General features: G+C 52.1%; 22 protein-coding genes and 1 tRNA gene. 2 read left to right on the top strand and 21 right to left on the bottom strand.

Going from position 1 to position 26,996, the window contains the following annotated elements:
* Window positions 1-348 precede the first annotated feature (348 nt).
* From ACTHPM_RS16070 to rpsF, 12 genes are all read right to left on the bottom strand, one after another.
* Complete coding sequence (locus ACTHPM_RS16070; RefSeq protein WP_440396767.1) at window positions 349-3,477, bottom strand: beta-galactosidase; 3,129 nt, start codon at window positions 3,475-3,477, stop codon at window positions 349-351.
* Window positions 3,474-4,793 (bottom strand): glycoside hydrolase family 125 protein, encoded by a 1,320-nt coding sequence (locus ACTHPM_RS16065; protein ID WP_440396768.1) that lies wholly within the window; start codon window positions 4,791-4,793, stop codon window positions 3,474-3,476. Before ACTHPM_RS16065 ends, ACTHPM_RS16070 begins: the two co-directional genes overlap by 4 nt.
* Window positions 4,794-4,968: 175 nt before the next feature.
* Entirely contained in the window at window positions 4,969-8,094 is a 3,126-nt protein-coding gene (locus ACTHPM_RS16060) for an alpha-mannosidase (protein WP_440396769.1), read from the bottom strand.
* Window positions 8,094-10,397 (bottom strand): glycoside hydrolase family 3 N-terminal domain-containing protein, encoded by a 2,304-nt coding sequence (locus ACTHPM_RS16055; RefSeq protein ID WP_440396770.1) that lies wholly within the window; start codon window positions 10,395-10,397, stop codon window positions 8,094-8,096. The genes ACTHPM_RS16060 and ACTHPM_RS16055 overlap by 1 nt, the downstream gene beginning before the upstream one ends.
* Before the next feature lie 40 nt (window positions 10,398-10,437).
* Window positions 10,438-11,358 carry a carbohydrate ABC transporter permease gene (locus ACTHPM_RS16050; protein WP_440396771.1) on the bottom strand — a complete coding sequence of 307 codons (921 nt, stop codon included), beginning with the start codon at window positions 11,356-11,358 and terminating at the stop codon, window positions 10,438-10,440.
* 25 nt (window positions 11,359-11,383) lie between these two features.
* The gene (locus ACTHPM_RS16045) at window positions 11,384-12,313 is read right to left on the bottom strand and encodes an ABC transporter permease (protein WP_440396772.1); all 930 of its coding nucleotides are present in this window, start codon (window positions 12,311-12,313) and stop codon (window positions 11,384-11,386) included.
* Between the two features lie 92 nt (window positions 12,314-12,405).
* Entirely contained in the window at window positions 12,406-13,896 is a 1,491-nt protein-coding gene (locus ACTHPM_RS16040) for an ABC transporter substrate-binding protein (RefSeq protein ID WP_440396773.1), read from the bottom strand.
* 339 nt (window positions 13,897-14,235) lie between these two features.
* The gene (locus ACTHPM_RS16035; RefSeq protein WP_440396774.1) at window positions 14,236-15,756 is read right to left on the bottom strand and encodes a response regulator; all 1,521 of its coding nucleotides are present in this window, start codon (window positions 15,754-15,756) and stop codon (window positions 14,236-14,238) included.
* Entirely contained in the window at window positions 15,749-17,584 is a 1,836-nt protein-coding gene (locus ACTHPM_RS16030) for a sensor histidine kinase (RefSeq protein WP_440396775.1), read from the bottom strand. The genes ACTHPM_RS16035 and ACTHPM_RS16030 overlap by 8 nt, the downstream gene beginning before the upstream one ends.
* 312 nt (window positions 17,585-17,896) lie before the next feature.
* Window positions 17,897-18,169: a 30S ribosomal protein S18 gene (gene rpsR, locus ACTHPM_RS16025; RefSeq protein WP_076172485.1), complete on the bottom strand. Its 273-nt coding sequence runs from the start codon at window positions 18,167-18,169 to the stop codon at window positions 17,897-17,899.
* Window positions 18,170-18,190: 21 nt separating this feature from the next.
* Window positions 18,191-18,673 carry a single-stranded DNA-binding protein gene (ssb, locus tag ACTHPM_RS16020; RefSeq protein ID WP_440396776.1) on the bottom strand — a complete coding sequence of 161 codons (483 nt, stop codon included), beginning with the start codon at window positions 18,671-18,673 and terminating at the stop codon, window positions 18,191-18,193.
* Window positions 18,674-18,724: 51 nt separating this feature from the next.
* On the bottom strand, window positions 18,725-19,009 hold the full coding sequence (gene rpsF, locus ACTHPM_RS16015) for a 30S ribosomal protein S6 (RefSeq protein ID WP_127607269.1): 285 nt from the start codon (window positions 19,007-19,009) through the stop codon (window positions 18,725-18,727).
* Window positions 19,010-19,283: 274 nt separating this feature from the next.
* Here rpsF and ACTHPM_RS16010 point away from each other — a divergent pair, with 274 nt between their 5' ends.
* Complete coding sequence (locus tag ACTHPM_RS16010) at window positions 19,284-19,478, top strand: YjzC family protein (protein ID WP_440396777.1); 195 nt, start codon at window positions 19,284-19,286, stop codon at window positions 19,476-19,478.
* Between the two features lie 408 nt (window positions 19,479-19,886).
* On the opposite strand, the gene ACTHPM_RS16005 is transcribed toward ACTHPM_RS16010, so the two are convergent.
* The 4 genes from ACTHPM_RS16005 to ACTHPM_RS15990 form a co-directional block, all read right to left on the bottom strand.
* A tRNA-Ser gene (locus tag ACTHPM_RS16005) sits at window positions 19,887-19,977 on the bottom strand.
* A gap of 57 nt (window positions 19,978-20,034) precedes the next feature.
* Window positions 20,035-20,253 (bottom strand): DUF951 domain-containing protein, encoded by a 219-nt coding sequence (locus tag ACTHPM_RS16000; protein WP_440396778.1) that lies wholly within the window; start codon window positions 20,251-20,253, stop codon window positions 20,035-20,037.
* A 2-nt stretch (window positions 20,254-20,255) separates the two neighbouring features.
* Window positions 20,256-21,167, bottom strand: coding sequence for a mechanosensitive ion channel family protein (locus ACTHPM_RS15995; RefSeq protein ID WP_440396825.1), 912 nt, complete (start codon window positions 21,165-21,167; stop codon window positions 20,256-20,258).
* Between the two features lie 15 nt (window positions 21,168-21,182).
* A complete protein-coding gene (locus ACTHPM_RS15990; protein WP_440396779.1) occupies window positions 21,183-21,437 on the bottom strand; it encodes a DUF3343 domain-containing protein in 255 nt (84 codons plus the stop codon).
* A 110-nt stretch (window positions 21,438-21,547) separates the two neighbouring features.
* Here ACTHPM_RS15990 and yyaC point away from each other — a divergent pair, with 110 nt between their 5' ends.
* Entirely contained in the window at window positions 21,548-22,156 is a 609-nt protein-coding gene (gene yyaC / locus ACTHPM_RS15985; RefSeq protein WP_440396780.1) for a spore protease YyaC, read from the top strand.
* Here the strand turns inward: yyaC and ACTHPM_RS15980 are convergent.
* The 5 genes from ACTHPM_RS15980 to noc all read right to left on the bottom strand — a co-directional run bounded on the left by ACTHPM_RS15980 (window position 22,131) and on the right by noc (window position 26,926).
* Window positions 22,131-22,631: a DUF4446 family protein gene (locus ACTHPM_RS15980; protein ID WP_440396781.1), complete on the bottom strand. Its 501-nt coding sequence runs from the start codon at window positions 22,629-22,631 to the stop codon at window positions 22,131-22,133. The two genes, yyaC and ACTHPM_RS15980, sit on opposite strands and share 26 nt — an antisense overlap.
* An 87-nt stretch (window positions 22,632-22,718) precedes the next feature.
* Window positions 22,719-23,891 (bottom strand): aminotransferase class V-fold PLP-dependent enzyme, encoded by a 1,173-nt coding sequence (locus ACTHPM_RS15975; protein WP_440396782.1) that lies wholly within the window; start codon window positions 23,889-23,891, stop codon window positions 22,719-22,721.
* 261 nt (window positions 23,892-24,152) lie between these two features.
* Window positions 24,153-24,992, bottom strand: a complete 840-nt coding sequence (locus ACTHPM_RS15970) for a ParB/RepB/Spo0J family partition protein (protein ID WP_440396783.1) — start codon at window positions 24,990-24,992, stop codon at window positions 24,153-24,155.
* Window positions 24,985-25,746 carry a ParA family protein gene (locus ACTHPM_RS15965; protein WP_440396784.1) on the bottom strand — a complete coding sequence of 254 codons (762 nt, stop codon included), beginning with the start codon at window positions 25,744-25,746 and terminating at the stop codon, window positions 24,985-24,987. The genes ACTHPM_RS15970 and ACTHPM_RS15965 overlap by 8 nt, the downstream gene beginning before the upstream one ends.
* 364 nt (window positions 25,747-26,110) lie before the next feature.
* Complete coding sequence (gene noc, locus ACTHPM_RS15960) at window positions 26,111-26,926, bottom strand: nucleoid occlusion protein (protein WP_440396785.1); 816 nt, start codon at window positions 26,924-26,926, stop codon at window positions 26,111-26,113.
* Window positions 26,927-26,996 lie beyond the last annotated feature (70 nt).

Below are 26,996 nucleotides of genomic sequence, written 5' to 3'. Positions count from 1 at the left end.
TAGCCACCAGAATCGCCGGCAAGTCCAAATAGTGGAGATGCGATCTGATAAAAGCGGCTCACGGGAGCTGTTTTTGCCAAAATAATGTCAATCGAAGACAATCGCTTGATTTGCAAGCAGACCGCTCAGGGCATCATGCCTGCCGCGACCCGTCGCTTCCTCGCTCACATGCCATGTAAATCACAAAAACATTTGTCCACTGTAGAAGGACAATGATTATCTTATCGCATAAGCGTAGGACCATCGGGTTGCCTCAATAGGACCTTCCTCATATTACCTCTTCATCCTGCGAAGGATGCCGTATGGCGCCCCTCCGGCATCCGTTTTCTTGCCGCAGGAAAAGCTGATTTACTCGATCGGTTCGGCCGTAATTTCAACCTCTTCCGGACGATAGACGGCTGTGATATGTCCTTCCCGGTTCGTCGCAAACAGCACACTGCGATCGCTCTCCAGGGTAAAGCTGTAGGCCTTCCCGGTCTGCGGGTCCTGAACCTTCACAGCGGCGTCCCGACCGAATTCGGAAACGAATACGAACAGGCTGCCGTCCTTAAAGCTCAGCTTCCGGCCGTATACACCAGGCAGTTCCCCGCCGGTAAGCCACTGAAGCTCTTGCTCTATGCCAGCTTCGGCTGCTGCATACCGATACAGCTCCAGGATCGGCTCGTCTCTGCCGTTCAGCTCAAGCGGCAGCGGACTCCAGATAAGCCGGCCTTTGCCCAATTGCACATCTAGGATCTTGTCCATCGTACCGCTCGTTCCTGTGTCTGCTACAGGGGTCTCCTTGGCCACTTCGGCAATACGCCGATGGCTGAAGGATACCGGCAGCGCGCGGCCGTTTACGCCGAGCACTTCTTCCCGGCGCACGTTGCCGAGGCGGCGTTCACCGAGAATAGCATCCAGCCGCGTCGTCTTGCGCCAGTAAGCGTCAAGCCCGAGCGGTCCGGTGGCGAGCAGCGTCGTTCCCGTGTCCTTCACGAACTCCAGCAGCTCGTCCAGCGCCCCGCTGTCCATGTTATGCGGGCTCGGCAGCAGGATCAGCTTCGGCGCCTGCTTGCGCAGGGCGTCCAGATGGTATTCCGATGCCGCGCGGAACGGCAACTTGAGGTCGTACGCCAGCAGCCGCGTCAGCCGCGTCGTCGACTGGAAGGCCAGGGCGCGGTTCGAGAAGTCGTTGGAATACGGGAAGACGGCGACGATATCCTCAAGTTCCCGATCCGTGAACAAGTCTCTTGTGGCGGCGATGAAGCGTCCGAAGTCATAGGACACGTCCGCTTCCGGCTTCTCCGTACCGTCGGCGCGAAGCGCACCGATATGCGATTCGTTCGCGTTGTCCATATAGAAGTTCGTATTCCAGATCCAGTGGACCGCGCCGGCTCCTCCGGTGGAGAAGGCATACGCGTATTTCCGCTCCAGAATGTTGCGCAGCTCGGCTTCCGACCGCTTGGCGCGGCCGTCCGGCGTCTCTACGTACATGATGCCGGTCTCCTGGATCAGGTTGGGCTTGTCCGGCGTTTTGGCAAAAATGCCGTCCCAGACCAGATAGTCGTTGAGCCACCACGAGTGAACGGTAGTATAGTCCACCGCCTGCTCATAGAAGAACGGGGATGGACGCTGCGCGCCAAGCGCCTCATCCTGCCCGACCGTGACCAGATGATCCGGGCACAGCTCCTTAATCGTGCCGACGAGCTGTTCCGCCCAGCGGTTGTGCATATCCATGGAGAACAGGCAGTAATCAAGCCATCTTGTTCCCTTTTTCGCTTTATGCATATCCTGCACGTCGAAGTTGATCTCTTCCGCTTCCGGAATGGATGCCGACGCGAAATCAGGCAGCTGGTCCGGCGTCATGTTCCACGCCTCCTGCAGGCTGCGGATATCACCGTGGCGGCGCTCCAGCCACTGCACGAATGCTTGGTGCTCGAACGGGTCCCTGGCTGAACGCGGTCCTTCCGAGAAAATCCGCGGCGGATCGAACATCGACGGTTCGTTGATCAAATCCCAGTCCACATGCGTTGTTGCCGTATGGCGGCTGACGATGCTGCGGATAAACCGTTTCTGGGCCTCCACGCTTTGCGGATCCAGGTAAGGGTTCACACCCTCCCAAGTCTCCGGCGTGAAGGAGAAGAACGTGAAGGTCACCTGCAGCCCATGGCGTTTCGCCGTCAGGAAGAAGGCATCGATCGCCCGCAGGACTTCCTCCGAGGCATGACCGTCGATCTGCATGATATTCCGGTAAGCGGTCCAGACGCCAGTGCGGATCCAGTTGATGCCCGCCTTCGCCATCTGCGCCATGTCCCGTTCCCATACGTCCACGTTCGGGAGGAATAGGAATTTGCGCGCCACGTCGGAGGTCATGTACGTCATGCCCACGACGGGCAGCGGACGTCCGTCCTTGATGAAATAGTCGCGGCTGCGCGTAATCGGCGTGCCTTCCGCCAAAAAGCGGTCGTCGCGGCCCCAGAAGCCCTGACGCAGGATGCGGACCTCTCCGTCCGGCCCCTCCGCACGGCAAACGATGCGATACAGGCCGCTCTGAACGGCCAGCGGCACCGGAATGCGGACAAAATTCTGTTCCTTCGTCACTTGGGCTTGGAACCGGTGGTTCCAGGTTTCGCCGTTTCCGCCCTCATGGCTTACTTCCAGCTCGAAGCTCCACAGCTCAGGCGCCGCGCTGCGTTGCTCCCCGCGCAGCAAAATCTGCGTCTGCAGTGTCAGCACCGCGTGCTCTCCCAGCTCGTAAGAGGCATAATTCGGCTTCACCGACAGCTCGGTCACGCCGCGGGCACAGAAGCCCGCCCATGATACCAGATGCTTCACTCCACCGCCGTTCCAGAACCGTTCAGTCAGTGGATAGAACAAGAACATCCAGCGCGAGCCCGCGAAGGTTACGCGGGAATTCTCCCATAACACGACGGGCGCCGCGATCTCCCGGCCCTCGGATGTGATGCCTTTCAGCAGCGGATATATCTGCGTGCTCATGGGGCCGGCAGAGCCCATCTGCTGCGGCAAATCGCTGCTTTTGGTCGTATGCGGCACCAGGTTCCAGGCATCGGCCTGCTCAAATAACCCTTCCTGCCCCTCCAGGAGCGGAATACGGTCTGAAACTGCCAGACGGGCAACCTTCGAGGTATCCACGCGCAGCGCCTCATGAATATACATTTCCTGATGGTATGCGGTTTGCTCGGTCTCCGCTCTCCATCCTTCCCCTTCGCGAACGACGGGAATTTTAAACGGTGCCCCACCTGCGCTGATTAGACTGCCTCCCCGGCGCAGAAAGGCTGATATGTCGGTCCAGGCAGACTTCGGGAAATAAGGGGCGTGCAGGTTGACGAAGCATCCGCTATTCAAGCCATGCAGCGCCTCGGCCAGCTCTTCGGCGCGAACCACCGACAGTTCGGCGTCCTGAAAGTCCCCTGCTTGCGGGAGCGAACCCGCTGCCGGGAATGCCGGATCGCATAATACGATGATATTTGGACTCATAGCAATCCACCCTTCATCGCCTTATACACGAGCTGGGAGAACAGGCTGTTCGACCAGGCGAACCATTTACGCGTGAAGACCGCCGGATCGTCGGCATGGAATCCTTCATGCATGAAGCCGGTGTCCGCATCGGTGGCCTCAAGCATTGCGATCATCTCCAGCTTTTCTTCATCCGATTGGGCGGTCAATCCCTGCATGGACAAGGCCATGTGCCAGATATAATCTTCCGGCGTATGCGGGCTGCCGATGCCCTTGGCTGCCTTGCCCTCGAAGTAGAACGGATTCTCCTTGCTGAGCGCAAAGCGTCTCGTGTTCTGGTAAATCGGATCGTCCGCGGTCGTATATCCGAGGTACGGAATTGACATGAGACCCGGCGTGCCTGCGTCGTCCATCAGGCAGTAATTCCCGAAGCCGTCGGTTTCGTATGCATAAATCGGCCCGAACTGCGGATGGCGGTAAATGCCGTACAGCTGAATGCCGTGGTTAACCTCGATCTCCAGCTCTTTGAGCTCGGCCAGCATCTCCGTATCACGGAAAACCCACTCAGCGAACTCCTGCATTTGACGGAGCGTTACGACAGCGAACATATTCCCCGGAATGTTGTAATGGAAATCGCATGCATCGTCGCTTGAACGGAATCCCGACCAGATCATCCCCGTGTAGTTGACCGGCATGCCGAGTCCGTTATTGCGCAGGGAGTCGGTCAAAATGCCGTTGTTGCGCGTAAAACGGTACGGAGACTGCTCGAAATGGCGCTGCTCCGTTTTGAATACATCGATAATGGACCGCATGGCCTTTTTGAAATTGGCATCAAAAATGTTCGTCAGCTCGGTTTCCTTCCAGTACAGGTACGCAAGACGAATCACGAAGCAAAGCGAATCGATCTCGAATTTGCGCTCCCATACCCAAGGAGACATATCCGTTTCGTCGGCCGTGCTCCAATGCCAATCGTTGGACGACTCATTGAACGCATTCGCATACGGATCAATCAGAACGTAGTGGACATGACGCTTAATCAATCCGCCGATAATCCGCTGCAGATCCTTATCCTCTTTGGCAAAAGGAATGTAATGAACGACTTGTTCTACGGAGTCCCGCAGCCAGGAGGCCGGAATATCACCCGTAATAATGAAAGTTGTACCGTCATCCATCAGCTTTGTCGTCGTTTCCAGCGTATTCGGAAAGCAGTTCTTGAACAGCTGCAGCAGCTTTGGCCGATGGGCCAGCTTTTGCTCGGCTTCTTTCATCACGTCCTGGATCGCCTGAGGCAGCTCCAGTGTCGGCATCGGTATTTTGGGAAGTCTGAATTGTTCCAAGAGTAAACGCTCCTTTACATGACTTGTAGTTAGGGTGGTGGAATCATGCATATTCCGTTGATATGGCTAAGCAGCGACTAGGCTGCGGATTTCACCGTTTTTGCGTTGCAATTAAGATTCAACGATTAATTTAATATTATGGCATGTACATAAAAGAACGCTGTGATCGCTGTTTCTATTCGCAGCTGGACTCGGCCAGCTTAAGCAGAACCGTACGGATCTCGTAAGGCGCGAAGGCCAGCTCCATCCGTCCTTCCTCGGTCTCCAGCTGCTCCACCGGTTCCTCGAGCGCGTTGGACAGGTAAGCCGCTTCCACCGCAGCCGGCCATGTCAGCTGGACCCGCTCCCGTCCGCCGGAGGATTCATAGAGCCGCAGGACAACGCCGCTGCCGTCCTCGGCCGGCTTCACCGTATCCAGCACGACATGTCCGCTTTGCAGCGAGATCAGCGACCCGGCAGCCGGCCGGGAGCCTTCCATCCCGCCCTCAGCCTGGCGTACAGGCATGTCCACGTTCAGCTCCGCCGCTTGGCGCACGGTATGGGCATCTCTCCAGCTGCCTTGATGAGGCAGCAGAGAATACGTGAAGTCATGCTCGCCGAGGTCAGCCGTTACGTCCGGCCACTTCGGCGCACGCAGCAGGGACAAGCGGATCGTGCTGCCCTGCACGTCGTAACCGTATTTGCAATCATTCAGCAGGCTGACGCCGTAACCATGCTCGGATACGTCCACGAAGCGGTGTCCGCAGACCTCGTATTGCGCCTGCTCCCAGCTCGTGTTGCGGTGAGTGGCCCGCTCCAGGGAACCGAACGGAATTTCGTAGGTCGCCTTTTCCGTCACCACATCCACCGGGAAGCCTACCTTCAGAAGCTTGTGCGCTTCATTCCAGCTGACATGCGTTTTAAAGTCGATGCGCGGGTCGTTGTGATACAGGATCATATCCTGCGCGATTTCCGATTGGCCGATTTTCCAGCGGAATCGGAGCACGTCCTTCGTGCGCCCGGCCAGCACCAGACGTTTCTCTATCAGCTCGGCCTCTCCTGCCGGCTGCTGTTCGTAACGGGTGTCAATATCCCAAGCGTCCCAGAGCGTCGGACGGTCGTGGAAGAAGTGGAAACGGTTTGCCCGTTCTCCTTGCTTCACTATTTCGCGTCCTGCCGCTTTATCCAGCAGGCTGGTGATTTCGCCCCGCTCGTTAAACCGAATGAGATAAAGCGCTGTCTCCCATGTGTCGCCAAGCGCTTCAGCAGAGCCAGATGCGTCTCTTACGGCTGTTTCCGCGGAATCCGGCTTAAGCCATACGGTCTTGTACCCCAGCGCAGGAACGTCCGGGATCCGCACGGACACGCCGCCCTCCTCGGGATCGGTATCCAGCCGCGTGCCGTTCTCGTCATAAGCGGCTATGGAATGACCCTCGCCGTGTTCGACGTCAATATGAACCACCGCGCTCCGATTCCAGCCCAGACTGTTAAAGGCCACGTAAGGCATGCCCTCTGCACCGGAAGTATGAATCCCGGACACCATCGTATGCAGTGCCTCATCCAGCGTGTGTTCCCCATGAGCAAAAATGTCTTCGTATTCCTTTTCCGACGTTTGATACGTTTCGGTAATCGCCGATCCTGGAATGATGTCATGGAACTGATTCAGCAGAATCAGCTTCCAGCCGTCATGCAGCTGCTTCGTCACTTCGATGCGCCGTGCATCGTCCATGTCCTGCCGGGCCAGCGTATTCCACAGCTCCGCTTCCCGGTACAGCACTTCCGCCTTGCGGTTGCTGCGTTTGTTGCGGGCATGCGTCGTGTACGTGCCGCGGTGCAGCTCCAGATAGAGATCGCCGCGCCATGTCGGAAGCGCGGAAGCCGTCTGCTCAATGCCTTCAAAGAATTGTGCGGCCGTGCTATAGCGGCTGGCCGGCTGGCCGACCATCAGCTGTGAACGATTGATGTATTCCAGCATCTCGCGGGTAACACCCCCGCCACCATCACCATGACCATATAGGAGCATCTGCTCGGGATGCAGAGCCTTTTCCCGGTAGGACTGCCAGTGCTCGTGAACATCTTTAGGCAACGTGTGCTCGTTTACCCCGTGATTCAGATACGATAGGATTGGCGTCCCGTCGATTCCGACCCAGTGAAACAGATCGTGCGGGAAGAGGTTGGTGTCGTTCCAACCGAGCTTGGTCGTCATGAAGTAGTCCACTTTGCCGTGCTTCAAAATCTGCGGCAGTGATGCGCAGTATCCGAACGTATCCGGCAGCCATTCAATATTCGACGTCTTGCCGAATTCCTCCTGGTAGAAACGCTGTCCGTACAGCATCTGCCGAATCAGCGACTCTCCGCTCGGCAGGTTGAGATCCGGTTCGACCCACATCCCGCCGACCAGCTCCCAGCGTCCTTCCGCAATCCGGGCTTTGACCCGTTCAAACAGCTCTGGATCGTTCTCCTTCAAAAAGGCGAATAGCTGCGGCTGACTCTGCGTATACCGGTACTCCGGATATTCCTCCATCAGACGGTCTACGGTCGAGAATGTGCGGCTTGCCTTGCGCACCGTCTCGCGGACAGGCCACAGCCAGGCGATGTCGATATGCGACTGCCCGACCATATGCTCTATGCCTTCGGCGTTGCCTCCGACATTTCTTACGTCTGCATGCAGCTCAGCCTCAATACCGGCTACAGCCTCTCCGTCGCGGATTTCCGTGGTACTCAAGTTCACGAATTTGTCCATCGCTGCGTAAAGCGCCTCCATCAGGCGCACTCTGCGAAAATCCTCCTGCGGCAGCAGCACCATCGAGTCGCGAACGACCGTCGCCGTATACATCAGACTCAGCACCGCATGGTTTGGCCGTACGAGAAGGCTCGTCACGGCAGTAATCGGCGGGTTGATGACAGCCTGACGGTTGAGGGGATCGACCGGCTCCGGTACGGGATCGAACAGTTCAATCTCCAGTTCAGGCGTCTCTCCCACGATGGCAGGATCTATAGTGACATAGGTATGATTGCGGTCGAGGCCCTGATAGGAAGCTCCGTTCACACGCAGCAGGCCTTCTCCGCCCGATTCGAAAATGAGTCCGAACGGCTCTTTGGGCCAGCCCTCCGGAATCTGCAACCGCGTTCTGAAAAAGTACGTCGTCCCTTGCGTGCTTGGAAAAGAATCGAGCCCCTTCCCTTCCGGGTAAGGAGCCGTATTCTCATATTCGCCTGGGAGCTTGTAATAAGAGCGGGTAATATCCCAGCTGCGGAGCTCTGTCTGCTCCAGCCAGCTGTTGTCCGACAATTCTCTGATAAAACGTCTGATTCGTTCCATCATTGAGCCTCCTGTACGATGAAATCCTTGCTCAGCGTATCGTTCACGTGTCTGCCGATATGAATTCGGAACAATCCCGGTTCGACGACGGTCTTCAAATCCCGGCCAATATACTGCAACTGTTCGCGACCGATCTCAAACTGCACCGTCCGGGTCTCGCCTGCTTTCAGCTCCACCTTAACAAATCCTTTAAGCTCCATCAACGGTCTGCTGAAGGAACTGACGGCATCTGAAATATACAGCTGTACCACTTCAGCACCATCGCGGTTGCCGGTATTGGTCACATTCACCGAAGCCACGGCCTTCTCGTCCGCCGTTATGCAGTCCTTGCTGATTTGAAACTCACTATAGCTGAAGGTCGTGTAGCTGAGCCCGTATCCGAACGGATAACGCGGCTTCGAGTCTTCTTCCATATAACGCTTGCCGCGAGAGCGTTTGCCGTTATAATATACCGGCAGCTGACCGACATGCTTCGGAATGGAAACGGTCAGGCGTCCCGAAGGGTTCACATCGCCGAACAGGATGTCGGCCACCGCATGTCCGCCTTCCTGGCCCGGATACCAAGCCTCCAAGATGGCGTCTGCGTGCTCGTCCACCCATGGCTCGGCAATCGGACGGCCGTTGATGTACACCACGATGAGCTTTTTGCCCAGCTTGTGAATCTCCTGGATCAGCTTCAGCTGCACGCCGGCCAGTCCAAGGGTCATGCGGTCGATGCCCTCGCCGCACTCCATATCGTTCCAGGAGCTCTCCGATACCTTCGATGCTCCGGTTTTCAGATCAATGGTGCCCTCGCCGAAATCGCGGGCGCTTGAGCCCCCCATAACCATTACTACGGTATCTGCCTGCTCAGCACAGGACAGCGCCGTTTCGAATCCTTCAACGGAATCGCCTTTAATCCGGCATCCCGGTGCATACAGGACGCGTCCGCTGTCAGTTCCGAGCTTCGCCTCCATACCCTTCAGCACCGTGGCTACCTTATCCGCCGGCTGCGGCGACGTATAATCGCCCAGCTGGTTATACCCATGGTCGGCATTCGGTCCGATCACCGCAATGCTGCCCTTTTGCATGTCCAGCGGCAGCGCACCCTGCTCATTCTTCAGCAGTACGATGCCTTCCTCGGCCAGCTTCCGGGCCAGCCTTACATGCTCGGCGCTGCCGATGACCCGCTCTGCTTGGTCGGAGTCGACATACAGCCGTTCAAACAGACCCAGCCGGAACTTCAGCGTCAGCACACGCAGCACCGCTTGGTCGAGCACTCCGATTCCCAGCTTACCCTGATTGATGGCTTCCAGTAAATACCGTCCGAACATTTCGCCGGACATCTCCATATCGATGCCCGCTTTGATGGCCTGAACGGCTGCATCCATGCCGTCTTCGGCCACGTCATGACCGGCGGCCAGCATATCGATGGCACCGCAGTCGGTAATGACCATGCCGTCGAAGCCCCACTGCCCGCGGAGGACGTCCTCCAACAGCTCGGTGTTCACTGTGCATGGTACCCCGTCGATTTCGTTATAAGCCGGCATGATCGAAGCAGCCCCGGCTTCCACCGCTTTACGGAATGGATACAGATCCACCTCCAGCAGCTCGCGCCAGCCCATATGCACGGGGCCGGCATTTCGTCCGCCTTCGGAGCTGCCATACCCGACAAAATGCTTCAATGTCGCGGCTACGCTGGCTTCGCCGTCCAGTGCTTCACCCTGCAAACCCTGGACTGAAGCAGCTGCAAACTCTCCGATCAAGTATGGATCCTCTGCGAAGCACTCCTCCGTGCGTCCCCAGCGGGGATCGCGCACAACGTCGAGCACCGGCGAGTACGTGACCGCCCCGCCCTGCGCCCTGGTTTCCGCAGCAACGGCCTGGCACATCTCGCGGTATAGGTCGACGTTCCATGTGCTGCCGAGGAGCAGCGGCACCGGAAATACCGTGCCGTCGATCGCCATGTGCCCATGCGAGCATTCTTCTCCGATCAGGATCGGAATGCCGAGCCGGGAGTTCTCGATGGCATAGCGCTGAATCTCGTTGACGGCCTCCGCCCCTTGCTTGGCGGACAAGCCGTTCTCCAGCGACACGCCGGTCCAAGGGTCGGCGCGCAGCACCCCGTACAGGGATCCGACGCCGCCTTTTTGGACTTGCTCCATAAAAGATTCCTTTAACGCAATCCTTCCATCTCTATGCTCATAGGTTTGCCAGCCGAACGGCTGCACGAGCTGGCCTACCTTTTCTTCCAAAGTCATCAGATCCAGTAAGTGCTTGGCCCTCTCTGCAGCAGGTCTCGTTTTGTCTTTGTAAACCAACATCTACAGCTCTCTCCCGTCTATCTTAAAATGATGTTGTTTATTATTCTTTGACAGCACCTACGGTAAGTCCTTGTACGAAATAGCGTTGGAAGAACGGATAAGCAAAAATAATGGGCAGCGTAGCGAGCACGACCATCGCCATACGAGACGTATCCTGCGGGATGGACTGCAGCGCAGCCATGCTGAGCGAGCTGTTCGCCGAGTTTTGCTGAATGAACTGAATGCTGGATTCGATTCGCATCAGCATCGATTGCAGCGGTACGAGATTCGGATTATCAATATAGAGCAGTGCATTGAACCAGTCGTTCCAGTATCCGAGCGTACTGAACAGTCCGATGGTTGCGAGTCCTGGCAGCGACAGCGGCAGCACGATGCGGAGGAAAATATAGAAATCTCCCGCTCCGTCGATCCGGCCCGATTCGATGATCGCCTCCGGCACGCTGGTACTGTAGAACGTACGTAAGATCATAATATAGAATGCATTCATTGCGAGCGGCAGAATGAGAGCCCAGAGGGAATCCTTCAAGCCGAGCAGCTGCGACACGACCATGTACGTCGGAATCATTCCGCCGTTGAACAGCATGGTCAAAATCGCGAACACCGAGAAGAATCTACGATAACGGAAGCTTTTCCGCGAAATGGCATAGGAGTACAGCGAGATCAGAATCAAGCTGATGAGCGTGCCTACGATCGTAACAAGAATCGTCACGCCATAGGAACGAAGCAGTGTGTCACCGCTCTGGAATACGAATTTATAGGCTTCGAAGCTCCACTTGGCCGGGATCAGACGATAGCCGTCCGTCGCCAGCGTTTTTTCGTCGGTTAACGAAATAATGACGACGAACAGAAAAGGAAATACGCATAAGAAGGAAAAAGCCGCTGCAATCACGTGGAGAACCGCATTCCAGCCGCGCGATACATGATGAAAATCCCGTTTTTTTCTTTGAATGACCTCCGCCATAACCTGACACTCCCTTCGAGTTTAATTAGAATAATGCGCTGTCCTTGTCGATTTTGCGAACGACGAAGTTGGAAATGATCACGAGGACAAAACCGACAACCGATTGATACAAGCCGGCAGCGGTACTCATGCCGATCTCCCCGGTTGTTTTCAAGCCGCGATATACATACGTATCGATAACGTTTGTAACGGAGTACAGCGTACCCGAATCCCGCGGAACCTGATAGAACAGACCAAAGTCGGCATAGAAGATCCGGCCCACCGCAAGCAGCGTCATAATGATAATGATCGGCGAGAGCATCGGAATCGTAATGTTCTTGATTTGCTGCCACTTGCTGGCGCCGTCGATCATGGCCGCTTCATACAGAGATTTGTCGATACCCATGATGGAAGCGAGATACACGACGCTGTTGTAGCCGATCGATTTCCATAGACTGACGAAGATCAGGATATACGGCCAGTATTTTGGATCGGAATACCACTGAATCGGCTCCATGCCGAACCATCCAAGGATTTGGTTAAACATCCCGCGGTCCATGCTCAGGAAGCTGAATGCGAAGTATCCGACGATAACCCAGGACAAGAAGTAAGGCAGGAACATCCCGGTTTGATACACCTTCGCCATCACTTTGCCGACAAGCTCAGAGAGCAAAATCGCCAAGGCGACGGACAGGATGAGTCCGATAAAGATAAATGCCAGATTGTATAGAAGCGTGTTGCGCGTAATGGTAAACGCATCGTTTGTGCTGAACAGGAACTTGAAATTGTCCCAGCCTACCCATTCGCTCTTGCTGATACTGGCCCAGAAGCCTCCCCGGTTAAACCGGTACTGCTTAAACGCCACGATGGTACCGACCAGAGGCAGGTACGAAAAGAAGAAAAACCAAATGGCACCGGGCAGTACCATGAACAGCATGACTTTGTTTTTGATGAGGTTTTTGAAAAATGCGGCCATTCTGTTTCCCTCCTACATATGAATTTGGTCATACAGTGAAAAAGGACCGGACGCTAAACCACCCGCCCGATCCTTCCCGATTTTTTTCTCAATTACTTGACGTTTTCAGCTTTCCAGGCGTCGAGCTGTGTTTGGGCTTCGGCGATGACTTTGTCGAGACCCGCTTGTTTGAATGCCGAAATTGCTTTTGGCAGATACGCTTCTGGATCCACAGTACCGGTCATCAGGGATGCCCAGAATTGTTCCTTCACGTTTTGTACGGCTGCCATTTCAGTGGCTACCTTCGTGCTGTCGAAGTTGAAGCTCAAGATTGGAGAATTCTTGCCTGCTGCGTTGAACTTCTTGAATTGATCCCATTTGTCGTCTTGGTCATTCGGGTTCAGGTAAAGCAGCATGTTGTTTCCGAGCGAGTAAGACGGCATATCGTAGTTCTTGGAATCCGGAAGGTTCTCAATGTGCTTATCGTCAATCTTCTTGTAATGCACACCCTCGATGCCGGCGTCTATCATGTTGCGAAGAACCGGATCGGTGTTCAGCAGGTTCAGGAACTCCATAGCTTTTTCCGGATGCTCGGAGTTAGCGGAGATCGCCATGATCGAGCCTTGAACCGAAGTGTTCGTGATGGTGGCATCACTTGCAGGCGTTGATACGACCGGATATCCGTAGCTTGCAGACCAAGCGTTGTCGGCCAGCGGCTGCGTTTGGGCGCGGTCCATGAACCAGTTGCCCGAAGTCATGAGGTCACTCGTCGAGCCTGTCGTTGCGGCTTCAGGTGCCACATAACCGGCTTTATAGTATTTGTGCATCGTCGTCAAAGCCTGTTTCATTTCAGGCGTTTCGAGTACATCGACGATTTTGTAATCGGTTGTGTCCAGCTTCACCGCCATCGGCAGGTTCTGGATGACGTAGTCGTAAGGAACATAAGGCACAGAGTTCTTATCCAAAGCGAATGCCGTTACGTTCGGTTCTTTCTCTTTAATCGTTTTCAGGATCGGCTCAAGGCTCTCCAGGGACCGCACCTTGGTGATGTCCAGCTTATACTTGTCCAACAGGTTTTTGTTGAAGCGCCACACCTCTTGCTGTGGAAGCTCTTTGTTGGCTGGAATGCCATAGTTATGTCCATCGACCTTAGAACCTTCCAAGAAGGCAGGATCGATCGTATCTTTAATGCCCTTGCCGTATTTATCAAGCAGGTCGTCCAATTCCATGAATGCGCCTTTTCTTGCATTCTGTACGTAATCAAATCCGCCAGCGGAAGTGAACATGATATCCATCGGTTCACCTGACGCTACGTTGACCTGCATCTTCTGCGTATAGTCGCCCCAATCGATTATTTTCATCGAGACGGTTGCATTAATTTTTTCAGTCGTATATTTGCTGACCTCGGCCATTACCTTGTCTACGTCTTTCTGCGGTGTGCCGATGGTGTACCAAATCAGATTGACCGGTTTTTCGGAGCCTGCTGAAGACCCGGAACCGCTGCTTTCCGCATCCTTGTTGCCTCCTCCGCACGCGCTGAGAACCAGCGCAAAGGCTGTCAACATGGTCAGTGCGAACGAGACTCTTTTCTTACCCTTGCTCATGTGTATTCCTCCCTTTTGATGTACAGTTATTGATGTCTCCTACCCTGGTGTCAAAACCGGAAGATCTATCTCTATGCTTCCCGGCTCATTTCTTTAACTAACTTAACCTTAACGGATGTAAGCCGTTTCAAATAGAAGATAAACTTAATAAATCCATGTACAAATTAAAGAAAAGGTTTTCCTCATGGATATATCTGTAATTTAGGTTCGGCAGCGCTTACTTTATTTGTTTTTCTTTCATTTTCATAAGTGCTTATTACCTATAAATGGACACAAAAAAGCCTCAAACGGGCGCCATTCTGCATACTATGGCCTATCCCGTCTGAGGCTTCTTATCGACTATCCCAACCCCTTGTAGTCCGTCGGAGAGATCCCGACATACTTCCGGAATTGCTTATAAAAATATCCTGTTTCCCAATACCCGACGTTACGGGCGATTTCCTGCACCTTCAGATTCGTGTTTTTCAACTGCTGCTTCGCCTTTTCAATACGGAACTTGTTAATGTACTCGGCAAAGGTCTCCCCGGTTTCCTTATGGAACAGCTGTCCCAGGTATACCGGATGGATGTGATACTGCGCCCCCAGCGTTTTCAGTGACAGCTCGTCAGCGTAGTGGTTATGAATATGAACCAGCACCTGGCTCACGACGGGATTTTTCATATCCTGCAGCAGCGACTGAACCGTTGCTTTGGCCACCTCTTGCAGCGCCCGGATCAAGCTTTCCAGTGAAGCGCTTTCGCGGACCTTGTCCAGACCGTTCATGAAAATGCCCGACTCGTCCGAGTGCTTGATCTGTTCCAGTTCCATCTTGAACCGGATTACCAGCTCGAATGCCGCACTGTGCAGATCTTCCGGCCGAATATGCTCCGACTGCTGCATATGCTCAAAGTCGCCGCGGATTCTGCCGATCAGCCCCTTTTCATCCTTGGCCAAAATCAGCTTCGCGTATTCATCCCACGCAATCGCGACATGCCGCTTCGGCCCGCCCCCGATCTCCTCGAGACCGGCATAATCGATTAATCGGCGATTCGGAAGCACCATGAAATATTCCAGGGACTGCTTGGCTTCCCTGTAGCTTTCCGGAACCTCCTCGGGCTTGCCGACCACCGTTCCAACGCCGATATGCACCGCGGTGCCTTGTTCCTCCAACGCCAGTCCCAGCTTGTCCAGCGCCTCCATCAGGCGGGTTTTCTCCGATTGCCCGTCTTCCATACTGGTAATCAGTACGGCATCCCCGTCCACATCACGGAATCGGGTCATGCCCGGGTAGCCCTCCAGCAAGTGATCCGCCAGCTCGAACACCGACCCGTCCGATGTGGCCCGCAGAACAGCTGCTACCATATACGGCCTGTCCAGCCTCACGCCGAGCAGATCTGCCCGTTCCATGAATTCCGCAGGGGCGATTTGTCTGTTCATCCAGCGGTACAGCGTATTATCTTTTAGAATCTGCACATCGAAGGCGCTGTACAATCGGCTCGACTTCGTGCTATCCAGCTTGTCCACGGTATTCCGAAGAGTCGACTCCAGCTCGTCCACGTTGATAGGCTTCAGCAAATAATTCTCAATGCCCAGCCGCATGCCCTGCTTCAAATAGTCGAATTCGTTGTATCCACTTAAAATAATGACCTTTAGGTCGCGCTGCCTTTTACGCGCTTCGCCGATCAGGCTGAGTCCGTCCATGACCGGCATGGAGATATCCGTAATCAGCACGTCCACAGGTGTAAACGCCATGGCTTCCAGCGCCTGAAGGCCGTTCTCCGCATGTCCGACGATTTCTAGCCCCAGTGCGGTCCAATCCATAATATCGTATAGCCCTTCAATAATGAATGGCTCATCATCCACAATAAATACTTTATACATCTTCCGCATCCATTCCTTCCCGGTTAGGATAACGTACGGTTACTACCGTACCTTCGCCGATCCGGCTTTCAATGTTCACCCCGTAATCCAGACCGTACAAAAACTGCAACCGGCTGTGCACACTGCGCAAGCCAAACATCTCTCCAGATTCCTCCGGCTTATCGAGCTCCTCCCGAATCTCGGTCAGCCGCTCAGGCGTGATTCCCCGCCCATTGTCCGTAATAACGGCTATGAGCATATCCTCCTCTTCCTGTATCCGGATCTCCAAATGATTATCATCGCGATTGGTCTGAATGCCATGCACGATATAATTTTCGATAAGGGGCTGAAGCGACAGCCTCATGACTGTTTTGCTTCCGAGCGACGGGTCCGAATCAATCGTATAGTTGAACTTCTCTTTATAGCGGATTCGAAACAGCTCCAGGTATAAACGGCAGGCTTCCAGCTCGTCTTTGAGCGTATACAATTTCTTTTTCTGAACCAGGCTCTTGAAAAGCACGGACAAGCTGTAAATCATCTCCCCCACATCCCTCGCTCCTTGGGAAATGGCCCGCATCCGGATGACCTCAAGCGTATTGTACAGAAAATGGGGATTGATCCGTGCCTGCAGGGCGACAAGCTCCGTCTGCTTCTGCTTGATCTCGGCTTTGTACACCCGTTCAATATATAAGTTCAAATCATCCAGCATATCGTTGAAGCTTTTGGAAATCTGACCAAGCTCATCTTCACCCGGATTATCGATCCGCGCCGCCAAATCCCCATTTTTCACCCTGCGCGTAAACTTGATAATCCGATTGGTCCGGTTGGCAAAGTTGATCACGAAAATGACGGGGAAGAAGATCGCGAACAATATACAAATCCCGCTGATCAAAATGATGGCTTTGCGGATGCCCGAGTAGCTTGCCTCCACGTCGCTCTTGGGTACGGCGCCTATAACGACGTAACCATTGTCCGCTGACGTCAGCTTGTTAATGTACATACGGCTGCCGACTTGTGCCGGGCGGTCGGTGCCGCCCTCATACAAGGAATCGGTCACGTCCATATAGGGATACGTTTTACCGTAATACTTACCTTCTGAGTCATACAATACTTTACCGTCGGCTGAAAGCACGGCAATATCCCCCTTGAAGCTGCTCTTGTAGCTTGCCAAAGCACCCGATATCGCATCGGAATCCAGGTAGACAAGAAAATGCCCTGCATTCTTGAGCTGACGGTTATTGATCGGAACACGAATGGCATACAACTCCGGCTCCCATTGGCCAATAGCCTTTCGTATCCAGATATTCGGAGCGGATATGCCTTTATAATCCATCGCCATGACATCCGGTATATATGAATGGGTGAGGTCGGTGAGCAGTTGTTTATACTGCTTGTCGGCCTTGAACACCGACAGATACTCGCGTTCCGAGCTGTACAGCATAATATTGCGGATATCGGCGTTCCCGTCCATCACATGCTGAAAATACTGCAGCGGGTCCGTCGAGTTATTATTCGATTCATTATAGAACTGGTCCATTCGGTACTGCACATATTGATCATAAGGATGCTCCATCAGAAAAGATATATTCGAGAACAGCATTTCATTCCGGTACATATCCCTTGCCATGTTCTCTACCGCCTGATAGCGCTGATCGAGATAACGGCTGACACTTTCCATCGCATCTTTCTGGTTATCCAGCTCTCTGGTGACAATGGAACGAGACAAGGATGAGAACATGAGATACGAGAGTATCACAATCGTTAAAATGGCGATGATCATAAAGATCAGCAGAATGCGCATAAACATGTTGGTTTTAAAATAATTCCGGTATATTCTGCCCAGTCCCATGATCCTCCCCTCCTTTTCACCGAATCCCATTATAGCATACCCCCGCCTCATGTCATGAAATGCCCTTCCATTGCACCTCCCTATGCTTCCGCCGGAATTGCCCGGGAAATGTACATACGGTAGCGAGGCTGCATGCAAAAGTAAGTCAATCGTCTGCGCCAACCTGCCAACGGTAAAAAGAAGACAATATTAATGATAACCCTTTCATTTCACCCAATACAAATGGCAGTATTATGAACGATAAACCTAGTAGACAGCAAAAAACCAGCATCCTGGTGTTACCCAGAATGCTGGTTTTGTACGCGTAACGGACTATTCCGTTGTGTAAGGCAGCAACGCGATTTGACGGGAGCGTTTGATCGCAATCGTCAGCATGCGTTGGTATTTTGCACTCGTGCCAGTCACACGACGTGGCAAAATTTTACCGCGTTCGCTGATGAATTTCTTCAGCAGGTCCGTGTCTTTATAGTCAATGTGAGTAATTTTGTTCACAGTGAAGAAGCACACTTTACGACGTTTGTTACGGCCGCCGCGGCGAGCCGGTCTTTTATCGTTGTCTCCGCCTTCTCTTTGTTTAAAAGCCATGCTGTTCAGTCCTTTCCTTCATTAAAATGGCAAATCATCATCCGAAATATCTATCGGTTTTCCGTCATCGGAAAAAGGATCTTGATTGGAATTGTTCCGGGAGTAATTATTATTCCCGCGGTTTCCGCCTCCGAAAGAGGACTCTTCACGCGGAGCTTGACCACCGCTGCTGCCGCCGCCATCGCGGTTCGACTCCAGGAAACGTACATTATCGGCAATGACTTCGGTGACGTATACACGTTTACCTTCGTTATTCTCGTAATTTCGCACCTGAATGCGACCTTCAACTGCCGTTAAACGGCCTTTGCGCAAGTAATTTGCACAGGTCTCAGCAAGCTGTCTCCAAGTCACCACTGGAATGAAATCCGCTTCCCGCTCTCCGCCTTGCGACGTAAACGGTCTGTCTACAGCCAGCGTGAACTGCGTTACCGCAACTCCGGCAGGAGTATAGCGAAGCTCAGGATCCTTGGTTAAACGGCCAATCAGAATTACACGGTTCAACAATCTAATCCCCTCCTTCGAACGAATTCATCACTTACGCCAAAAGCTTGGGTCTTAAGCAACGTCAAGAGTAATGAGATAACGAATGACTTCGTCAGAAATTTTCATGATACGCTCAAGCTCGGCAACGACTTCAGGTGTTGCACTGAAGTTTACCAGAACAAAAGTGCCATCACGGAATTTTTTGATCTCATACGCAAGACGGCGTTTACCCATCACTTCATGCTTCGTGATTTCTCCACCGTTGGAGATGATGCCTTGGAATTTTTCGACTGCAGCTTGAACAGCTTCTTGTTCAATGTCCGGACGAATAATGTACATCACTTCATATTTGCGCATAACTTTCACCTCCTTATGGACTTCGGCCCCTGATCAAGTCAGGAACAAGGAGCGAGCCTAAACTCGCACCATATTAATATAACAAATTGTCATAGGAGATGCAAGGATGTAATTATATGCAGGAAGAACCATGCAGGCAGATTACTCCCGCGGTTCTGTTTACCTCAGGAAGCTCCGACCTTTAATTGGTAGAGGATTGCCTTATACGATCCGAGGTCATGTGTAAACACTACAAGGGCAGTCCATTCTACTTTGTACAGGAGGCCGATGAACGATGGGTGAAAGAACCGAATTCGAACCGGGCGACAAGGCGCCGAATCAGGGGGTATATATGGAGGTCGGCGAGAAAAGCTTTCACACCGAAATCCAGGATCCCCAGATGATCACACTGGAGCGGGGCGAGACCTTTCCGAAGACCACGAATAAAAACCGGAAGTGGAAAAAGAAGAGCAAAGCGATCGTCCATTAATTTTTTCCTGTAACCCTTGCATAAAAAGACGCAGCCTGCAGATAATACAATCAGACGGTTACGAGAGAGGTGTGGTTCCGTTGGGCCTGAGCTGCGTAACAAATCACTGGAAGTCTGAAACAGCATAACATTAAAGAAGCGGAGGGACGTGCCAAAGACACTTTGTCTGGAGCAATCCCGGATTGCTCCTCGGCTTATCCAATGTTTCAATTGACGTGTTAGTTGTAGAACGAATTCCAAAATCCATTTAAGTACCGTCTGCCAAACAGAAGGACCTTCGGGTCCTTCTTTGGTTTGTGTACATGGCAATAACCTGCTGCAAACAGCAAAAAACCTCTGGCGATGACGGGCCAAAGGTTTTGTCTGGTTACGTTATTCTATGAAGTATATTTGATGAAAAAGGGAATGTGGCGGAAAGAGAGGGATTCGAACCCTCGCACGCCTTGCGACGCCTAACTGATTTCGAGTCAGCCCCCTTGGACCTCTTGGGTACCTTTCCGCAGCAAAATTGATTATATCACAACTTTACAAAATATACAAGCCTAAGCCTAACTATTTATTTTTCTCCCGCTTCATCGGCCGGCAATGTGGAACGAAGTACTTTTTTCATGTTTTTTTCAAACTTGGCGCGCGGGATCAGCACACTATGCTGGCAGCCGACGCACTTGATCCGGATATCCATCCCCATGCGGATAATTTCCATTTCATTGCTGCCGCACGGGTGATTTTTTTTCATTTGAACGACATCGCCTAGCTGAAACACTTTACGCTCCATCACTACGCTCCCCCTTTATCCTCGTCGGCTGCCGATAATTCGGCAAGCGCTTGTTTCTGCATATCCTGAAATTCCATCGCCTGCTTGATGTTCTCCAAAATGGTCCGTTCGACATCAGACCTTCTATTCGGTACGCACTGGGCCACAATGCGAATGACATACTCGCTTGTACTCATTGACTGAATGCCGAGCACATCCGGTACGGAAATTACATTCCCATCTCGCTCCTGCAGACCCGCCAGCGCCTGTTTGATCAATCCGACTGTATCTTCCAGCGGCATTTCGTTCTTAACAGGCAGATCCACCATGGCTAGTGCATTCGAAAACGAATAGTTGGTAACGCTGGTAATCATACCGTTCGGAAGAATATAAGTTTCCCCATTCATATTGACGATGCGCGTGGAACGGAGTCCGATAAGCTCAACCGTTCCTTTATAGGTCCCCGTCTGAATGACATCCCCTACCGCAAACTGATCCTCCAAAATAATGAAGAATCCGGTGATGACGTCCTTAACCAGACTCTGTGCGCCAAACCCGATCGCAAGTCCCAGCACACCCGCACCTGCCAACAGCGGGCCTAAGTGGAAGTTGAATTCGGACAAGATCAGCAGCACCATCACAAAATTACAGGTTACTGCGGTTATGTTCTTCAGTAGCTCCGCAACCGTTGCAAACCTGCGTGGATTGATGCGGCTCTGCTCCTGGCGCACCAGCGAACGGTCGATCAATTTGGATACGATGCGGATGATGACCCTGGTAACCAGAAAGAGGATAATAATTCGAATCCCCGAGAATAAAACGTTTGTCCACATATCCACATCCGTAAACCAATCCCATAGCTTGTCGCTGAACTTCACGGCTTCTTTCACAGCCTCATCAACGCTCCCCTGATCATCCAGTAAGTATGGATGCATCATCTTATCGGCCTCCTATCCCTCGATGCTTATATATCTATCATGATTGTCTTTGTAGAAGATCCCTCTGATTTCCACCTGTTCCTGAATGATGATTTGTTGAACGGATGCTAGCTTCTCCTCCGGAAACTGGATCGACAGTGCACAACCGGCCGTAATCGTCTTGGGCGTCGGAAACAAATCAATTTCGATATCAGCATACTCCAGCAGCATTTCCGCCCGAAGCGCCTGCTGCGTCGAGTCAAAGGCCATAACCATCCACGCTTCCATAACTTCATGCCCGCCTTCCGCTCTAATAAATTGCTTGTCCAAAGGAAGTATAAAATGGTGCAACCGTCCATATACTAGATACTACCAATTGCATTTGAAAGGAAGATTCTATGACTCCTCAGCTGCCAAAACCTTCTCAGCAACAGCAGCTTTCATGCTTAAAAATACCACATACGGACCCTGAAATCCATTCTGCCATCATTCACCGTTTATTGTTTTATTTGTCTCAGGCCGAAGACAAGCAGCAGGTTATTGTCGTATGTATTGGCACCGACCGTTCCACTGGGGACTGCCTGGGCCCGTTGGTAGGTACGGCATTGGCACGCTATAAGAGCCCGTGGTTCCACCTGTTCGGGACCCTGGAGGAGCCTGTCCATGCCGTCAACCTGCAGGAGACTCTCGCCTCCATCTATTCTCTATATGATAATCCGTTCGTCATCGGCATTGATGCGTGTCTGGGGCAGTCAGCCAGCGTGGGATGCATTCAGGTGGCCAGCGGCCCTCTCAAGCCCGGTGCAGGCGTGCATAAAGAATTGCCGCCGGTTGGCGATATCCATTTGACAGGTATCGTTAATGTCGGCGGCTTCATGGAATATTTTGTATTACAAAACACACGGTTAAGTCTGGTTGTCCGTTTATCTGAAATTATAGCGTCCAGCCTCCATTCCGCCATTCAGGAATGGAAGTCCCGCGCTACCCTTGTTGCACGGCTAGACTGATTGCCTCCACTTCTTCCGGAGACAATGCATACGTCGATTCGCCGGCCGTCAGCGGCTTGGCATATACATAGGAGCTGTCACGGCTGTATAGAGCCGATATGACAACTCCATTTTTCTTTTCATCCACAATGGCCAGAGAAAAGCTCAGATCGCTCCCTTGGTCACTAAAGGCATTATAGCGTTTAATGCCCACCTGTCCCTTCACCTGCTGCAGCTTGGAGAGAAGTACGTCGAGCGTTTTGCGCTGCACTTCTTGTTCATCCTCGATGCTGTCCATTTGCACTTTTAAATCGATCAGCAGCGTCTCCAGATTTTCCACGCCGCTTCCAGCCATCATCAAATCATATTTTTTACGTATTTTCCTGAGCTTCGCACCCTGCGTAAGCACCATAACGAGCAAGATCAATATGAGGAGTACTACCCCGCCGATAAACCACTGCAGCTGTTCCATGATTAAACTATTCAAGTCCGACATTGCTGTTCATTCCTTTTCCTCATTCTTGATCTAACCGGTTATCTCAATTCTGCTGACCAACGACAACTATTCAAACTCATGTGTTCGTTACACCCTGCCGCAGATGGCATGCAGGGCTTCAATCAATTGATCCGCCTCATCAACCGTCGTGCTGCTTCCCACACTAGCCCGGACTGCTCCCGTTGCCAGCGTATCGGCGGCTTCATGTGCCAGCGGGGTACAGTGCATGCCCGCTCGCACCGCGATCCCGTATTCCCTGTCGAGCCGAAAAGCAATCTCACTCGAATCCATCTCCGAGGAAACGAAAGATACGATGCCCGTTCTCGGAGCTCCCTTTTCCGGACCCAAAATGCGAACACCTCTCACATCCGATAGACCTTCCATTATATGCTGTGTAAGGCCCCATTCATGCTGGTATATCTGCTGCACTGACCATTCCATAACCTTCTCCACTCCGGCCCTTAACCCGGCAATCCCGATCGTATTCGGCGTCCCTGCCTCGTAACGGTCGGGTCTTACCATAGGCTGCTCAAGCTCCTCCGACTGGCTCCCTGTCCCACCATGAACAAGAGGCTCCAGCTCAATGGAAGGTGATATGTATAATCCGCCGGTGCCCTGAGGACCAAGCAGTCCTTTATGTCCAGGAAAAGCGAGAAGATCGACCTGCATAGCGGCAACGTCCATATCCATGCATCCCGCGCTTTGTGCAGCATCTACCAGAAACACGGCTCCATGCTTGTGAGCCATATACCCGATCTCAGCTACAGGCAAAATGCTGCCAAGCAGGTTCGAGCTGTGGCTGCACACAACAAGTTTAGGTCGTCTTGCAACTGCAGCTTCGAGTTTCATCATATCCAGCTCTCCATGGCTATTCACCGGAATGTACTCTACTTGAATGCCTAGCGTTCTTTTCAAATACTCAAGCGGCCTTCTTACGGAGTTATGTTCCACCATGGTTGCCACGACATGATCGCCTTCACGCAGCAAACCCTTAATTGCCAAATTCAGGGCGCTCGTTGTGTTATGAGTAAATACCACGTCATTCGGATTATGAACCTGAAACAACCGGGATATTGCCCTGCGTGTTTGAAAAAGCACTCGGCTGGCTTCAACCGCCATCCGATGGCTCCCGCGACCCGGATTCGCAGCTGCATGCATCAACGCATCCTGCATTGCCTGCATCACTTCAGGGGGCTTGGGCCAGGAAGTGGCTGCATGGTCCATATAGATTAGCGGATGGCTCTGTCGTCCCTCTATCATTCCCTCGCCCTCCCTCTCAAGTTGCTGTCTTTAAATTCGCATGCATTAAGCACATAATCCTTTCCACTAACCCAACGCAGTATACAACTCAGATACAGCAGTTTAAAGTCCAACCATACTTCTCTTTGATTACATCAGGATGCACACGAAGTACTTCCCTACACCTCATTACAATGTACTCAGAAAAAGAGAATGACATATCCATTCCCCATCCAGGGGTACAGCCGGACATGTCACCATGGCATTACCATAAGATCACTCTTACTGCAAAAGCTCCAACAGTCTCTCCAGATCCTGTTTGCTGTAATAGTTTAATTCAATTTTGCCTTTATCTTTGGTTTGTTTGATTTTCACCGTTGTTCTGAAACGCTCCCGCAGGGACTCCTCCAGATTATCGATATAAGGATCCCGTTTTTTGACTTTCACTTTATTCTTATCCGCAGCCTTTCGGTCTAAGCCCTTTACGGCTTCCTCCAGGTCCCGCACGCTCCACTCATTCGCCACGCACTGCTTAGCAAGCTGCTTGATGAGTGCCGGATCCTTTAAACCAACAATAGCTCTCGCATGCCCCATGGACAATGTTCCACGTGAAACATAATCCTTCACTTCCTCCGGCAGCGACAGCAGTCTCAAGAAGTTAGCGATATGAGATCTGGATTTCCCCACCTTCATAGACAGCTCTTCTTGGGTCAACGAGTACTGGTCCATCAAACCTTGATACGCAACGGCAACCTCCATCGCATTCAAATTTTCACGCTGCAGGTTTTCGATCAAGGCAATCTCCATAACCTGCTGGTCGCTGAAGCTGCGAACAACGGCAGGGATCGTCGCCTTGCCGCAGAACTGTGAAGCCCGGTAGCGGCGTTCGCCGGCAATAATTTCAAACCCTTTCAGAACGCTCCGTACAATGATGGGCTGAATGACGCCATGCTGACGAATGGATTCCGCCAATTCCTGAATCGATTCTTCGTTAAAATCCTTCCGCGGCTGGTATGGATTCGCACGCAGTTGGCTGAGTGGAATCTCTACAATTTTGTCATCATCGTTGATGGAAAGGGAAGGAATCAGAGCATCGAGTCCTTTGCCCAGTCTTTTACTCATAAGAAATCACTTCCTTTGCCAACTCTAAATACACTTCCGCACCTTTGGAACGGGGATCATAGGTCATGATGGACTGTCCATGGGACGGTGCTTCGCTTAACCGAACATTCCGTGGAATGATCGTACGATACACTTTTTCCTGGAAGTATTTTTTGACTTCTTCGATGACTTGGATTCCGAGATTGGTTCTTGCATCCAACATTGTGAGCAGTACGCCCTCAATTTGAAGCGATGTATTCAGATGTTTCTGGACTAGACGAACCGAGTTCAACAGCTGACTGAGCCCTTCCAACGCGTAATACTCGCACTGAATTGGAATAATGACAGAGTCTGCGGCCGTCAGAGAATTAATTGTCAGTATACCCAAGGATGGCGGGCAATCGATCAGAATATAATCATAGTTGGCCTTCACGAGATGAAGAGATTTTTTTAAACGAAGCTCCCGTGAAATGGTTGGAACCAATTCAATTTCCGCACCAGCCAGCTGAATCGTAGCCGGAATAATATGCAGTCCTTCGACCTGAGTTTCAAGAATGGCTTCCTTGGGATGAACTTCATTAATGATGACATCATAGATGCAGTTGGCTACATCGGCTTTATTCACACCCACGCCACTCGTGGTATTGCCTTGAGGGTCAATATCAACAAGCAGCACTCTTTTACCGAGCGAAGCCAAACCTGCACCGAGATTGACGGAGGTTGTCGTCTTGCCTACCCCGCCTTTTTGATTTGCTATGGCAATGATTTTGGACACTCAATTTCACCTCATTGTGTATGAAAACTCTTCTTGTAGGTCACGGGATTGTGTTACACAGCAAAACACTCGGCTGCATATCTCCTGAAAAGGCCTGTCGATCCCATTCATGAAACTTAAAGGATCCGCTTTTTCAGGTACAAGCTGAAACGGCTTCGCCCTGCATGGGTGTTATTCCTTTCAAAAGGAAATCCTGAGCCTGGAACCACAAGCATCTATTTTCTCATCTTTATATACGGCTCAATAATGCCACAAATGCAGATTATCCCCCTCAATAACGATTCGAGGAAGCAGTGCAGCCTTTGCCACATCCATCAGCCCAAAAAAAGCGGCCTGTCCAGCCGCTAACAAACGCAACTCATGATTAACGCTTGGGGATTTGAATAACGATTTCATAATGGTCATCATGATCATTTTCTGTCGTTTTAATGGCCAGTCCCGAATCCGATACCATATCGATGGATTGACGAATCGTATTTAATGCCAACCGTACATCCTTGGTAAAAGAGATGCGTTTGGACTTTTTGATTTTTGAAGCTTCTTTATAGTAAGCAACCCGGGCTTCCGTCTGCTTCACGTTGAGCTCTTTGGAGATGATCTCGGACAGCAGCTTGAGCTGCAGTTCTTCCGTATCGAGCGACAGCAATGCACGAGCATGCCGTTCTGTGATTTTGCGCTCCATGAGTGCTGTTTTCACATCTTCAGGAAGATGAAGCAGACGGATTTTGTTGGCGATCGTCGATTGGCTCTTCCCAAGACGCTGAGCAAGGCTTTCTTGGGTCAACTGGTGAAGATCGATGAGCTTCTGGTAAGCGACCGCTTCCTCAATCGATGTTAACCCTTCCCGCTGCAGATTCTCAATCAATGCAATCGAAGCCGCCTGCGAGTCATTGAACTCGCGAACAATGGCCGGGATGGTATCCATCCCCAATTTCGTTACAGCACGCCAACGCCGTTCACCGGCAATGATCTCATATCTGGAATTGCGGACACGTACAACAATCGGCTGAATGACGCCATGAGTTTTGATCGTTTGACACAACTCATCAATCTTCTCATCATCAAAAATCGTGCGGGGTTGATAAGGACTGCTTACGATCTCCCCCACCGGAATTTGTTTCACTTCATCGCCGCTGTTCTTCTCCGTCAATCCAAACAATTTAGAAAATTGTTCTTTCATTCCGTATATTACCACCTAATTTCGTAATAGCACTTTGGCTAAGCGCTTGGTCAGCATCATACACAGCAAT

The organism is Paenibacillus sp. SAFN-054 (assembly GCF_051966755.1).
GTDB lineage: Bacteria > Bacillota > Bacilli > Paenibacillales > Paenibacillaceae > Paenibacillus_AQ.
The sequence above is the reverse complement of the archived record's forward strand: the minus strand, read 5'-3'. Positions and strand labels throughout refer to the sequence as shown.